Source organism: Pseudomonas sp. FSL R10-0399 (assembly GCF_009600165.1).
Classification (GTDB): domain Bacteria; phylum Pseudomonadota; class Gammaproteobacteria; order Pseudomonadales; family Pseudomonadaceae; genus Aquipseudomonas; species Aquipseudomonas helleri.
The window spans coordinates 11,579-25,238 of record NZ_WIWK01000045.1; the positions used below are offsets into that span (position 1 = coordinate 11,579).

A 13,660-nucleotide genomic window follows, 5' to 3' on the forward strand; every position below is an offset into this window, starting at 1 on the left:
CTGCCCGTCAGAGGCAGACGCTTCCCACAACCGTGAGGCAATTCCTGTGATCAAGTCCCTGAATCATCTACCGCACCCCCACGAAAATGCGCTGGTGCTGGCCAGTCACTTCACTGATCTGGCGCCACCGCTCAGCGCCCGTCAGGCTGAACTGGAAAGCTCGCGTTGCCTGTATTGCTACGACGCACCGTGTGTAAATGCGTGCCCCAGCGACATCGACATTCCGTCTTTTATTCGCAATATCCAGCAGGAAAACGTTCAAGGCGCTGCGCAGAAAATCCTCTCGGCCAACATTCTCGGCGGCAGTTGCGCCCGCGTATGCCCCACTGAAGTGCTGTGCCAGCAAGCGTGTGTGCGCAATAACGCGCAGGAATGTGCGCCGGTATTGATCGGCTTGTTGCAGCGCTATGCGATTGATCATGCGCAATTCAGCGAGTACCCGTTCACCCGCGCCGCCTCAACCGGCAAGCGCATTGCCGTGGTTGGCGCGGGTCCGGCCGGACTGGCCTGCGCTCATCGGCTGGCGATGCACGGGCACGAGGTGGTGATTTTCGAAGCACGGGAAAAATCCGGCGGGCTCAATGAATACGGCATCGCCAAATACAAACTGGTGGACGATTTCGCTCAGCGTGAAGTGGATTTTGTCTTGCAAATTGGTGGCATCGAAGTTCGCCACGGCCAGCGTTTGGGCGACAACCTGAGCCTGAGCGACTTGCACCAGCAATTTGATTCGGTCTTTCTGGCCATCGGCCTGGCCGCCAGTCGGCAGCTCGGTCTGGCCAATGAAGAGGCGCCCGGTGTATTGGCTGCCACTGACTACATTCGCGAGCTGCGTCAAAGCGACGACCTGACCCAACTGCCACTGGCCGAACGTTGCATCGTGCTCGGCGCGGGCAATACCGCCATCGACATGGCCGTGCAAATGGCTCGTCTGGGCGCCCGCGAGGTGAACCTGGTGTATCGCCGTGGTCAAGAAGACATGGGCGCAACCGGCCATGAGCAGGACATCGCCAAAGCCAATCAGGTACGCCTGATGACCTGGGCCCAACCCGATGAGGTGTTGCTCGACGATCAAGGCCAGGTTCGCGGCATGCGCTTTGCCCGCACCCGCCTTGCAGACGGGCGCCTGGAGAAAACCGGCGAAACCTTTGAGCTGGCCGCCGATGCGGTGTTCAAGGCCATCGGCCAAACCTTTGACGAAGCCACCCTGAGTGACCCGCTGGCGCATTCACTCCAGCGCACAGGCGACCGGATTACCGTGGATGAGCACCTGCGCACCAGCATCCCCGGCGTGTATGCCGGTGGCGATTGCACCTCGCTGGGCCAGGACCTGACCGTGCAAGCGGTGCAACACGGCAAGCTGGCCGCGCAAGCCATTCATGCCCAACTCATGCTCACTCAGGAGGCTGCGTAAATGGCCGATCTCTCGATTAACTTCGCCGGTATCAAAGCCCCCAATCCCTTCTGGCTGGCCTCTGCGCCGCCGACCGACAAAGCCTATAACGTGGTCCGCGCCTATGAGGCAGGCTGGGGCGGCGTGGTCTGGAAAACCCTGGGCGAAGACCCGGCAGCGGTCAACGTCTCTTCACGCTACTCGGCGCATTTCGGGCCTAACCGTGAAGTCATGGGCATCAACAATATCGAGTTGATTACCGACCGCTCGCTGGAAATCAACCTGCGTGAAATCACTCAGGTCAAAAAGGACTGGCCGGACCGCGCACTGATTGTGTCGCTGATGGTGCCGTGTGAGGAGCAAGCCTGGAAGTACATCCTGCCGCTGGTTGAAGCCACGGGCGCCGATGGTATCGAGCTGAACTTTGGATGCCCCCACGGCATGCCGGAACGCGGCATGGGCGCGGCCGTTGGCCAAGTGCCCGAGTATGTGGAAATGGTCACGCGCTGGTGCAAGACGTACTGCTCGCTGCCGGTGATCGTCAAGCTGACGCCCAACATCACCGATATCCGCCTCAGCGCCCGGGCGGCCCATCGCGGCGGTGCCGATGCGGTGTCGTTGATCAACACGATCAACTCGATCACCAGTGTCGACCTGGATCGCATGGTCGCCCTGCCGGTGGTGGGCAGCCAGAGTACCCACGGGGGGTATTGCGGTTCGGCCGTCAAGCCGATCGCGCTGAACATGGTGGCCGAAATTGCCCGCGACCCACAGACCCAAGGTTTGCCGATCTGCGGGATTGGCGGCATTGGCAGTTGGCGCGATGCAGCGGAATTTATCGCCCTGGGCTGTGGCGCCGTGCAAGTGTGCACCGCGGCCATGCTCCACGGGTTTCGGATTGTTGACGAAATGAAAGACGGTTTGTCGCGCTGGATGGACAGCCAAGGTTATTCGAGCCTGGAGGACTTTTCGGGTCGGGCCGTGGGCAATACCACTGACTGGAAATATCTGGATATAAATTACCAAGTCATCGCCAAGATCGATCAAGAAGCATGCATCGGCTGTGGTCGTTGCCACATCGCCTGCGAAGACACCTCGCACCAGGCCATTTCCAGCCAGAAACTGGCCGACGGGACGCACCGTTATGAAGTGATTGATGATGAGTGCGTAGGATGTAATCTGTGCCAGATCACCTGCCCGGTAGACAACTGTATCGAGATGGTGCCGCAAAACACCGGCAAGCCGTTCTTGGACTGGAACCACGACCCGCGTAATCCGTACCACGTGGCTACTTGAACCCCCTTGTGGGAGCGGGCTTGCTCGCGATCGTTTGCCCTTGATCGCAGCCTCGCTCCGCTCCTCAGCGACTACGGTCGGGGGAAGAATCCTTCACGGCTCCAGCCCGATACCGCGCAGGATGATGCTGGTGACACTGTGTATGGCGCGTTCGAACTGGATGTCACTCAAGGGCTGATGCTCGTTGATGATGTTCACCTGGTGATCGAAGTCTGCGTAATGCTGGGTTGAAGCCCAGATCATGAACAACACGCTGGACGGCTCTACCGGCAATATCCGTTTGTCTGCCACCCACTGGCGGATTTTGGCTTCTTTCATTTTTGCCCAATCATAGAGACTCGCATCCAGCGTGAGCCCCAACGTGGGCGCGCCATGGATGATTTCGTCTGCCCAGACTTTCGAGCCGTAGGGGCGCGTACGTGAGTGGGTCATCTTGGCGCGAATGTAACTGCTGAGGACCAGGCGCGGGTCATCATAGGTTTCAAAACACAGCGCATCTTGTTTCCACACTTCCAGCAAACCCAGCAAAACCGCGTTATACAGCTCGGTTTTGGTGCTGAAGTAGTAGTGCAAGTTGGAACGGGGCAGCTCAACTTCAGCGGCAATATCCGCCATGGCGGTGCCCGCAAAGCCTTTTTCGGCAAAGACCTTTTCGGCTCCGAGAAGGATTTTTTCGACATTGCTGCGACGAATTTCGATCTTGTGATTGCTCATTGCGTGCGGCCCTTCTCGTCACGATTCGTCGATATGTGTCCAGATAAAACTTGCGCCATCTGCCCGCTGCACGCAAGGGCTGAGCCTGGATTAAGGGGTCAGTCAGGGCACACAGCAACGCGCAAGCTCGCCTGTCGGTCCACCCTCTGAAATGTGTTCAGACTGTTATTTTTGACAGGTTCCAAACAGCGCAGAACGGTTTATAAATAAGCCCACAGCAAGGAAAAGTCCTACGGGATTTTCCTCTCGATTAGAGAGGAACTTCCTACAACCCACTTACGTTTTTTGATCTATGGGAGCGTCTTGCCATGCATCAGCCTCAATCAGCGACCAGTGGACAATCAACATACCTCCAGCCCGACGCCCAGACCAAAGAGAACCCTCTGAACGCTATCAAACTCACCCCCAAAGAAAAGGAAGTGCTCGCGTGGGGGGCTCAGGGCAAAACCTCCTGGGAGATTGCGCTGATCCTCAAATGCACGGAGTCGGGGGTCAACTTTCATTTCGGCAATATTCGTCTTAAATTCGGCGTTTCGAGCCGTAGCGCAGCGTTGATCAAAGCAACGGCCCTGGGGCTTGTCACACCTTTCTAAACGCTGAACAACTTGCATGTCCAGATTGCCGTCGACACGCGCTTAATGTGCGTGTAATCAGGGCATCGTATTGCTGTAATCCTGCTCTCGCCTGGACCGGTAGCGCCGGGCACGCTTAAAAAAAACAGGTGGCGACATTCGCGTAGTGCCCGTTGGGCACTACGCTTGAACCATGGCTGACAGGTAGTCGATCAAGGCGAAGGCGGCAGCTCTATCACGTCGGTTTCAATGCCTTCGAGCTTGGGTTTGAGCTTGATCTGTTCTTGCACTTCCCGGGCTTGAGCCTCGGTCGCATAAGGGCCGATCAAGAAATGTTGCACACCGTCTTTTTCGAGAATGTAGGGAACAAAGCCATTATCCAGCAGCCTGCCAGTGGTATCCGTAATCGTCGCTCTCTGCCCTTCAGTGAGCTCCAGCGCCCAGTGAGCAACAGGCACCTGGACCACCGTAGAGTGAGAAGCCGCTTTAGCCTGCTCGATTTTATCGTTAGACTCCTGACCGCAAGCCGTCAAGGCCAATATTGCTGTCATCACGATGACTTTACGCACTGCGTTTCCCCTATCTGTATGAGTGGGTCGATTTTATCACTGGGGCAGTGGCCTTTGCTCTCCTTGAACAAATCAAATCCGCCCCTATTTAAGCTTCATAGGCATGAGCTTCCCTCGTTCGGGGAATTTTACCTCTGGCTATGACGTCTGTAATGAGCGGCGCATTTATATGCACTTAGCAGTATTCTGTAGCCATGACCGAAGCCGCACCGTCTCAGAGACGTGCCTTACAAAGCCATCAAGGAGAAAAAAATGCTGATACTCACCCGTAAAGTTGGTGAAAGCATAAACATCGGTGACGATATTACGATCACTATTTTAGGAGTCAGCGGGCAGCAGGTCAGAATCGGCATCAACGCGCCGAAAGACGTCGCAGTACACCGCGAAGAAATCTATCAACGCATCCAGGCAGGTCTGAATGCATCGGACAAAGGCAACCAGTCTTAATCCTCCGAGGTATCAGCCCTTGGAGTGAGTGTCAGGGCTGCCTAGCCAGCCCTCCACGATTGAAACCATCCCCGTTTTTTCCGCAATCATGCCCCGTGATTGCTGGCAGTGACGCGCTGCTGACTTGACATATCCAGGTTTGCGACCACGCTCTATCCTCGCAGAAGACTCAAATTCTCTGAATCACTGCGGCCACGATGCCCCTGCATCATGGCGACTGAGCGACTCCTTTTAATATCAGCCCCTCTGGGCTGGACCTGTATTGTCAAGGAATGAAAGACATGTCCGATCTAATCGTAGTGGGATTTTCAGACACCCAAACCGCCGACCGCGCGCTCACCGAGCTGGTGTCGTTGAGCAAAGAATATCTGGTTGAGCTCGAAGACTCGGTCATTGTTACGCGTAACGGTGAAGGCAAGCTCCACGTCAAACAAAGCGTCAACCTGACCGCTATTGGCGCCACCTCGGGCCTGGTCACTGGTGGGCTTTGGGGCGCACTGGTTGGCCTGCTGTTTCTCAACCCGCTGGCCGGTTTTGCCATTGGTGGCGCCCTGGGCGCTGGCGCCGGTGCACTGTCTGGCTCGTTGAGCGATTACGGGATCGACGACAAGTTCATCAAGAATCTGGGCGAAACCATTCCGAACAACTCTTCGGCGCTGTTTGTGCTGTTGCGCAAATACCAACCGGAGAGAGTGCTGGAAGAACTGCAAAAAGCAGGCTTCGAGGGCAAGGTTCTGCGCACCTCGTTGTCCCCTGAGCAAGAGAAAAAACTTCAGGAAGCACTGTCCCATCATGTGCAGGCCCAACCGGCTGCCTGACCGTTAAAAACGACACCGCCGTGTCGACGTTTCGACTGCTCTTGCCGGGCAGTCGAAACCCTGGATCTGCGCATCCATGCCTGTAAATCCCCGCTTAAAACCGTGCCCTGGCCCTACCGTTGACCGCCCCTTGCAGACACCGTAATTGCTCAGAGACCTCGGCTAAAGTTAGCCGATCGATAGCTGGTCTTCTGCGTGCGCGGTGTTACTGTAGCCAACGCGACCCGCGTAAGGTGGATCGCTCTGCGACATGCCTGCACAGAGGCACTATGCTTTAATCGAATGAATCCAAAGACGTAAGAGTTGGGACCTCTCGCTCGGCCAATGCGAAGTGCTGATATGAACTCATAAAGCTGCGCCACGCCATTTTTGATCCCGCTCACAGGAAGCCCACAATGGTTCAAAGACAAGTCATCAATGCTTCGGTCAGCCCGAAAGGCAGCCTGGAGACGCTCTCGCAACGTGAAGTGCAACAACTGAGCGAAGTCGGCTCAGGCAGCAGTTACACACTGTTCCGCCAATGCGTACTGGCTATCCTCAACACCGGTGCTCATGTCGACAACGCCAAAACCATTCTTGAAGCCTATAAGGATTTCGAAGTCCGGATTCACCAGCAAGACCGTGGTGTTCGCCTTGAACTGCTGAATGCACCGGCCGATGCCTTTGTCGACGGCGAAATGATCGCCAGTACCCGAGAGATGCTGTTCAGTGCCCTGCGCGACATTGTCTACACCGAAAGCGGTCTTGAAAGTACACGCATTGACCTGAGTTCTTCAGCCGGCATCACTGACTACGTCTTCCATTTTCTGCGCAACGCCCGCACCCTGCGCCCAGGTGTAGACCCCAAGATCGTGGTGTGCTGGGGCGGCCACTCGATCAACACCGAAGAGTACAAATACACCAAAAAAGTCGGCCATGAACTGGGCTTGCGCAGCCTGGACATCTGCACCGGCTGTGGCCCCGGCGTGATGAAAGGCCCGATGAAGGGCGCCACCATTTCACACGCCAAGCAACGCCTGGTGGGGGGACGTTACTTGGGCCTGACAGAGCCCGGCATCATCGCCGCCGAAGCCCCTAACCCAATCGTTAACGAACTGGTGATTCTGCCCGACATTGAAAAACGCCTCGAAGCGTTTGTGCGTGTAGGGCACGGCATCATCATCTTCCCGGGCGGTGCGGGCACGGCTGAAGAGTTTTTGTACCTGCTCGGGATTCTGATGCACCCGGAGAACAAGGACGTGCCCTTCCCGGTCATTCTGACGGGCCCCAAAGAAGCCGAACCTTACCTGCAACAGCTGCACGAGTTTGTCGGCGCCACCCTGGGCGAGGCGGCACAACAGCACTACCAGATCATCATCGACAACCCGCCTGAAGTGGCCCGCCAAATGACCGCAGGGCTTAAAGAGGTGAAGCAGTTCCGCCGCGAGCGCAATGACGCGTTCCACTTCAACTGGTTGCTGAAAATCGATGAAGGATTCCAGCGTCCATTCGACCCGACCCATGCCAACATGGCCAACCTGCAATTGCGCAGCGGCCTGCCATCCCATGAACTGGCCATCAACCTGCGCCAGGCTTTCTCCGGGATCGTGGCCGGCAACGTCAAAGAAAAAGGCATTCACCTGATCGAAAAGCACGGCCCGTATGAGATTCACGGTGACGCCGCGATCATGAAACCGCTGGACAAACTGCTGCATGCCTTCGTTAAACAACACCGCATGAAGCTGCCAGGCGGCGCCGCTTACGTACCCTGCTATCGCGTCGTCAGTTAAGGCGCCACCCTTGGCCTGTTGAGGTTTCATGGCGTCAGCTGTGAAAGCTCAACAGCCCCTTGAGTCCGTCGATCAGCAAGTGCTGCATCACGGGTGCACCGCCAATAAATGCAGCGCCTCGCGGTAAACCGCCAAGCGCTCGGCATGCCCATTCAGACCACCATTGACCGCCTTGGTGACCGATGCAAAATCATCGCCATCAGCCCACTTATTAATACCGCGTGCCTGCCAATACCAACCCGCACTCGCCACCGCCCATTGCCAGTCTTCAAGCAAGTGGGGCGTCGCGAGCAAGCGCTCATCTGCAAACAGCGCAAGGCTACAGGCGCGATAGTTGCTCTTGCCGGTGACTTGAATCAAACCCCGACCGCGATAGAGCCAGCCCTCCCCCGACGTCTCGGAGCCATTGCCCAAGCGATCACTGTAAACCCGATTGGCAATAGCCTCAGGCTTGCGATGCAACAATTGCGCATCGCTATTGGGCATACGCCGCAAGCGGCTACCGTCCTTGACCATCACGTATTTACCCGCAGAGTCCTTCAAGGCAAAACGCGTGCCCCAGGTCATGGCCAAACCATCTGCGCTGTAATTTAGGTTCTCGACAAGCACCGTGAAACCGGCACTTTCGTGCCCCACTTGGGATAGAAAAGCGGCTATCCGCTGCGGGGTATTAATCTGGCATCGTTCAATTACGCCATGCATCAGCGGTAAATAGCTATCAACGTGCCGTGCACTCTTGGGGAATAACTTCAACATTATTTCTCGGTTCAACATCACACTTCACTCTTAATTATTGATAAATAAAAAGTGAAGCACTTTACGCACAATAAAACCGCCATTTATCACTCAAGTCGAACTTACCCACCTACATCACAGAATAAACTGACATATGCCGTTCAAACCCAGCACTCAGGTGCCCCATCACTGCTCATGACTCTCGGCAAGTAAACGCTGAATAAATTGTTCCTGCTGTTGATACATACCTTCGCCAAAATGCGTGGCCCGCACTTGGCCTTTAGCATCAACAAAATAGTGGGCAGGCCAATACTGGTTATCAAAGGCGCGCCAGATTACGCTGTTATTGTCGATTGCAACCGGGTATTCAATACCCAACTTCTCCACCTGCTGGCGTACGTTTTCGACCACTCGCTCTTCTTCATACTCAGGCGTATGCACGCCAATCACCACCAGCCCTTCTTTGGCGTACTTTTTTGCCCATGCGTTGACATAAGGCAGACCGCGCTGACAGTTAATACAGCCATAGGTCCAGAAATCCACCAGCACCACTTTGCCGCGCAACGACTCGCGTGTCAGCGGCGGTGAGTTGAGCCATTCAACGGCGCCGGACAACGCCGGCATAGGCACACCGCCTTCTTGGGCCGCGAACGCTCCTCCACTCGCGGCCATCGCACCCAGCAACGCCAGCCAACGCGCTGCCCGGCCAACACCTGCAAACTTGCCAGTCATGGACTAGCCGCCCTCGTTGCAGTTTTGCGAAACTTTCAGGTAGTTGAGTTGCTGGGTTTGCCCCTTGGAGTCAAGGTAGGTCATGTGCGATTTGACCACCTGGCAGTCGTAACCTGGGTCTTCAGTGATGGCCAGCACCTTCTTCACATCCAGATGCGTGCCGTAGGTGTAGTTTTGCGCAACGGGCATTTCTTGAGCCTGGGCACCCAGGGCAAACAGGCTTAACGCGGCAAACACACCGGCAGCACAGGTAGCTTTAATGTTCATGATCAGTTCCTCACAGTCTTGGTTAAGAGTCATCGAGGCTTGGTATCTCGATGGGTCCTATTCAAAGCCCGTGAGGTATCGCGAATGTGTCGAGAATCGGCCTCGATGACTCTTTGCGTATCTGGAGGGCGTGCAGATACACAGCGATACATTCCAGGCCAAGGCCGGGTGGGAGCGGCCTGAAGAATTTTGCCTCAGGATGTATCTGTAAAACCTCAGATACACTGAAATACAAAGGCCTGCAGGCAAGAGCGCGGTCTCTGGCTATGATGCGCCTCACCAACCACCCGCGAGAGATTAAAGCCATGGAGCATGTCGATCACATCCTGATCGTTGACGATGATCGTGAGATTCGCGAACTGGTGGGCAATTACCTGAAAAAGAACGGTCTGCGCACCACTGTCGTTGCCGATGGCAGGCAAATGCGCAGCTTTCTGGAAAACACACCTGTCGACCTGATTGTGCTGGACATCATGATGCCCGGTGATGATGGCTTGTTGCTGTGCCGCGAACTGCGCGCCGGCAAGCACAAGGCCACGCCGGTATTAATGCTGACAGCACGCAGTGACGAAACCGACCGCATTATCGGCCTCGAAATGGGCGCCGACGACTACCTGGTCAAACCTTTCGCTGCCCGTGAACTGCTCGCAAGGATCAACGCCGTTTTAAGGCGTACGCGCATGTTGCCACCCAACTTGCAGGTCACCGACAGTGGCAGCTTGTTGGCTTTTGGTCGTTGGCGGCTGGACACCAGCGCCCGCCATTTACTGGATGAGGACGACACCATGGTCGCCCTCAGTGGCGCCGAATACCGCCTGCTGCGGGTGTTTCTTGACCATCCTCAGCGGGTCCTCAGCCGCGATCAATTGCTCAACCTGACACAGGGCCGTGATGCCGACTTGTTTGATCGATCCATCGACCTGCTGGTCAGTCGTTTGCGTCAACGCTTGCTCGATGATGCCCGCGAACCGGCCTGTATCAAAACAGTGCGCAGTGAAGGCTATGTGTTCTCACTGCCCGTGAAAATGCTCGGTGCATCACTATGAAATGGCTGCGCTGGCCCAAGACCCTGGCGTCGCAATTGTCGCTGATCTTTCTGGTAAGTCTGCTGCTGGCAAATGGTCTGTCGTTCAGCGTGCAGTTCTATGAGCGCTATTTGAGCGCCCGTTCGACCATGCTCAACAACATGGAAAACGACATTTCAACGTCCGTTGCCATCCTGGACCGCCTGCCCGCCGAAGAGCGTCAGGCCTGGCTATCGCGCCTGAATCGGGAGCATTACCAGTACCTGCTGACCAAAGGTGACAGCGGTGTGCCCATGGACACTGCAGACCCGCCCATGTCGGCCTCCTCGATCAAAGACACGCTGGGCCAACATTACGCCCTGACCTTTGCCGACATCCCCGGCGTGCGCCCGCACTATCAGGTCTTTTTGCAACTGGCTGACGGCAACCCCGTGACCATTGACGTGCGCCCGGCCGACATTCCCGTGGCCCTGTGGCTACCGGTAGTTTTGGTGCTGCAACTGGCGCTGCTGCTGGGTTGCACCTGGATGGCGGTGAGGCTGGCGATACGCCCGCTCAGCCGGCTGTCGCGGGCGGTAGAAAGCCTGGACCCGAATGCCCGCATCCAGCATCTGGACGAAAGCGGCCCGACCGAGGTCGCCCATGCCGCCGTGGCTTTTAATGCCATGCAGCAGCGCATCGCAGACTACCTCAAAGAGCGCATGCAAATTCTCGCGGCCATTTCCCACGATTTGCAGACCCCCATTACTCGCATGAAACTGCGCGCCGAGTTTATGGACGACTCGATCGAGCGCGACAAACTGCTGAGTGATCTGGGGGAAATGGAACATCTGGTCCGCGAGGGTGTGGCCTACGCCCGCAGCGTGCACGGCTCAACCGAGGCCAACTGCAAGCTTGACCTGGATGCCTTTGTCGACAGCATTGTGTTCGACTATCAAGACGTGGGCAAGGCGGTTAACAGCAGTGGCAGCTATGGCTCCCCCATCGAAACCCGCCCCCACGCCCTGCGCCGGGTACTGATCAACTTGCTGGACAATGCCTTGAAGTTTTCTGGAGCGGCCGAGTTGGTCGTCAGCGCTGAAGCCAACGGCAACGTATCAATCAAAGTGCTTGATCGCGGGCCGGGTATTTCAGCCGAAGAGCTGCGCGAAGTGTTGAAGCCGTTCTACCGGGTTGAGAGCTCACGCAATCGCGACACGGGCGGCACCGGGCTCGGGCTGGCGATAGCCCAGCAATTGGCAATTGCCTTGGGGGGCTCGCTTGGCCTCAGCAACCGCGAAGGGGGCGGACTGTGTGCAGAACTCTTGCTGCCCAAAAGCTCGTACTAGAAAAAGCTGCATCTGCCTGAGAAACAACCAAGATGATTCTTACCTTAAAAAACGAACTATCGGCATCAATGAAAAGACGGTGACACCAGCAACACCTAAGTTAAGGCTCTAATCTTCAGCTATTCACCCAATGAGAAGGATCTCAAAAATGAATAGCAAATTCACCGACACACTGATAGTTAACTTGCGCGTTATCAACAACACAGCGCATGAACTAAAAAGAATAGAAGGCACCCACAGCGGCAGAGAGGGAAGCTTCCCTCCTGAGTTTTCCGCCCACAGCAGAAATGTTTTCCAATTCCATGCAGCCCCCCACTTCAAGGGCGACATATTGATTGAATACGGTGTCAAAAAACCCTTCTTTGAAACCCGGTTCGCCTACAGCATTGGCAATGAAATACTGCAGTTTGAAACCAGCTTCTTATACGCCTATGAAAAGTCGTATCTTCATCAGTCGCCAAGAGTTAATTACTTCTGGACTCATAGCGTCATCGGCCCAGGAGATTGCAATTCCCGGTTAAGACAGCACTCAGACGTCTACCCCTATAACTACGCGGTCGATTTTACGATCGAATAAACGCATTCAACCTGCGGGCGTCGTCGAAGTGTGATTGGCAGAGCGGGCAACACAGGTATGCCCGCATCTGAGTGGAAACATCTGATCAACCCGGCGGAATGGTCGCCAAAATACCGATACCGATGGTCAGTATTAAAAAACCGCCTAAAAACCACGCCATCTTACCCATCACATTTCCCCGTCAAACCTACGTAATAAAACAGGTGCAGCACATCGGGCGGCAAAAAGGTGAGTATTGCTTGGCTCTCACGCTCTTGCCTGTCTCGAGAGGTTGATGGGAATTGTGCGCTTTGATCTGCACTCATAACAGACGCAGATATGGCGAAAAAATACGTATCAGTTGCCAGGCAATACAAAATGGTCGTGCGACACGCTGCGCTGATAATCCGCGACCACACGCTGACACAAATTGACCACAGCTTCGTTCAATTCCAGCCCTGCTCCGACGCGCCAACAGGCAAACACCGCAAACCCTGGTGGAGCCTCCATGGGCAACGCAACCAAGGCTTGGCTGTGCAGTTCACGGCTGACCAGCACCGGTGGCAGCGCGCCTATGCCAAAGCCGTCAGCCACCAGTTTGATGATCGCCGCCACTGAGTTGATGCAACTGACCCTGGGCGTCGCAATGCCTTGCTGGTGCAGGAAATTAAGCATGTCTTGATGTGGCCGCGATAACCGCGAAAAGGTCAGCAAGCGTTCCTGACAGAGGTCTGCAAGGCTTGCATAGCGGCGATCAAGCGGGCTGCCCTTGGACACGACCCAGCTCAGCGGGTAGCTGGCCAGTTGTACATTGCGCACCCCGTCGGCACGCACCAGATCAGTTTGAAAAATAAGGTCCAGATGCCCCTTGAGCAGTTGCTCGTTGAGATTTAACGCCGTATCCGCCGTCAACTCGACTTCAACCTGAGGGTAATCGCGGCTTATGGCGCTGATCAGATCGCTGAGCCAACTGTGGATCACCGTGTCCATGACCCCGATGCGCAAGCGCCCGGCGAAGCTGTCTGTCTGGCCGAGCGATTGCAACAAACGCTGCTGGGTCGCGAGCATCTGTTCGGCATAGCCCAACACCTTCTGACCTTCGCGCGTGAGGCTCACCCCCCGCGAATCACGCTGAAACAACTGCACCCCAAGCTCGTTTTCAAGCACTGAAATGCGACTGGAAACCGCCGCCTGGGTGGTTGAAAGCTTCTCTGCGGTCAGGCGAAAACTGCCAAGCCGTGCGACCCAAACGAAGGTCTGCAGAAATCGAATATTCATAACGCCGTGCTCGCCCGATCCAAACCTGGGCACCACTCTAAACCTTTGGCTTGGAGAGCGGTATTTGCACAATGCCAAAGCCTGCCAAATGCCCTGTAGTCGCTGCCGAAGAATGAGGCTGCGATGGGTGGCAGCGATCCCGGACGGCGGTCCTGCGGCCC

15 protein-coding genes are annotated in these 13,660 nt (G+C 56.0%); 9 read left to right on the plus strand and 6 right to left on the minus strand.

The window, feature by feature from the left end:
- Positions 1–46 precede the first annotated feature (46 nt).
- On the plus strand, positions 47–1,414 hold the full coding sequence (locus GHO41_RS14600) for an NAD(P)-dependent oxidoreductase (protein ID WP_371928928.1): 1,368 nt from the start codon (positions 47–49) through the stop codon (positions 1,412–1,414).
- Complete coding sequence (preA, locus tag GHO41_RS14605) at positions 1,415–2,689, plus strand: NAD-dependent dihydropyrimidine dehydrogenase subunit PreA (RefSeq protein WP_153433968.1); 1,275 nt, start codon at positions 1,415–1,417, stop codon at positions 2,687–2,689.
- Between the two features lie 93 nt (positions 2,690–2,782).
- Here preA and GHO41_RS14610 read toward each other — a convergent pair whose 3' ends face one another.
- Complete coding sequence (locus GHO41_RS14610) at positions 2,783–3,403, minus strand: TetR/AcrR family transcriptional regulator (protein ID WP_048368946.1); 621 nt, start codon at positions 3,401–3,403, stop codon at positions 2,783–2,785.
- 308 nt (positions 3,404–3,711) lie between these two features.
- Between GHO41_RS14610 and GHO41_RS14615 the strand changes: the two genes are divergently transcribed.
- The gene (locus GHO41_RS14615) at positions 3,712–3,996 is read left to right on the plus strand and encodes a helix-turn-helix transcriptional regulator (protein ID WP_153433969.1); all 285 of its coding nucleotides are present in this window, start codon (positions 3,712–3,714) and stop codon (positions 3,994–3,996) included.
- A 191-nt stretch (positions 3,997–4,187) separates the two neighbouring features.
- On the opposite strand, the gene GHO41_RS14620 is transcribed toward GHO41_RS14615, so the two are convergent.
- A complete protein-coding gene (locus tag GHO41_RS14620) occupies positions 4,188–4,544 on the minus strand; it encodes a hypothetical protein (RefSeq protein WP_048368944.1) in 357 nt (118 codons plus the stop codon).
- A gap of 252 nt (positions 4,545–4,796) precedes the next feature.
- Between GHO41_RS14620 and csrA the strand changes: the two genes are divergently transcribed.
- From csrA to ppnN, 3 genes are all read left to right on the plus strand, one after another.
- On the plus strand, positions 4,797–4,991 hold the full coding sequence (csrA, locus tag GHO41_RS14625; RefSeq protein ID WP_048368943.1) for a carbon storage regulator CsrA: 195 nt from the start codon (positions 4,797–4,799) through the stop codon (positions 4,989–4,991).
- Positions 4,992–5,272: 281 nt separating this feature from the next.
- Positions 5,273–5,809 (plus strand): DUF1269 domain-containing protein, encoded by a 537-nt coding sequence (locus GHO41_RS14630; RefSeq protein ID WP_048368942.1) that lies wholly within the window; start codon positions 5,273–5,275, stop codon positions 5,807–5,809.
- Positions 5,810–6,204: 395 nt separating this feature from the next.
- Positions 6,205–7,578, plus strand: a complete 1,374-nt coding sequence (gene ppnN / locus GHO41_RS14635; RefSeq protein WP_153433970.1) for a nucleotide 5'-monophosphate nucleosidase PpnN — start codon at positions 6,205–6,207, stop codon at positions 7,576–7,578.
- An 87-nt stretch (positions 7,579–7,665) separates the two neighbouring features.
- Here ppnN and GHO41_RS14640 read toward each other — a convergent pair whose 3' ends face one another.
- The 3 genes from GHO41_RS14640 to GHO41_RS14650 all read right to left on the minus strand — a co-directional run bounded on the left by GHO41_RS14640 (position 7,666) and on the right by GHO41_RS14650 (position 9,312).
- Positions 7,666–8,334, minus strand: coding sequence for a glycoside hydrolase family 19 protein (locus GHO41_RS14640; RefSeq protein ID WP_153433971.1), 669 nt, complete (start codon positions 8,332–8,334; stop codon positions 7,666–7,668).
- A gap of 165 nt (positions 8,335–8,499) precedes the next feature.
- Positions 8,500–9,045, minus strand: a complete 546-nt coding sequence (locus GHO41_RS14645) for a thioredoxin family protein (RefSeq protein ID WP_153433972.1) — start codon at positions 9,043–9,045, stop codon at positions 8,500–8,502.
- A gap of 3 nt (positions 9,046–9,048) precedes the next feature.
- Positions 9,049–9,312, minus strand: coding sequence for a DUF2790 domain-containing protein (locus GHO41_RS14650; protein ID WP_048368939.1), 264 nt, complete (start codon positions 9,310–9,312; stop codon positions 9,049–9,051).
- Positions 9,313–9,617: 305 nt separating this feature from the next.
- Between GHO41_RS14650 and GHO41_RS14655 the strand changes: the two genes are divergently transcribed.
- The 3 genes from GHO41_RS14655 (at position 9,618) to GHO41_RS14665 (ending at position 12,242) form a co-directional block, all read left to right on the plus strand.
- A complete protein-coding gene (locus GHO41_RS14655) occupies positions 9,618–10,358 on the plus strand; it encodes a response regulator (RefSeq protein ID WP_153433983.1) in 741 nt (246 codons plus the stop codon).
- Positions 10,355–11,665, plus strand: coding sequence for a HAMP domain-containing sensor histidine kinase (locus GHO41_RS14660; RefSeq protein ID WP_082148662.1), 1,311 nt, complete (start codon positions 10,355–10,357; stop codon positions 11,663–11,665). Before GHO41_RS14655 ends, GHO41_RS14660 begins: the two co-directional genes overlap by 4 nt.
- 148 nt (positions 11,666–11,813) lie before the next feature.
- Positions 11,814–12,242 carry a hypothetical protein gene (locus GHO41_RS14665; protein ID WP_153433973.1) on the plus strand — a complete coding sequence of 143 codons (429 nt, stop codon included), beginning with the start codon at positions 11,814–11,816 and terminating at the stop codon, positions 12,240–12,242.
- Between the two features lie 336 nt (positions 12,243–12,578).
- On the opposite strand, the gene GHO41_RS14670 is transcribed toward GHO41_RS14665, so the two are convergent.
- Positions 12,579–13,499, minus strand: coding sequence for a LysR family transcriptional regulator (locus tag GHO41_RS14670; protein WP_153433974.1), 921 nt, complete (start codon positions 13,497–13,499; stop codon positions 12,579–12,581).
- Between the last annotated feature and the right edge of the window lie 161 nt (positions 13,500–13,660).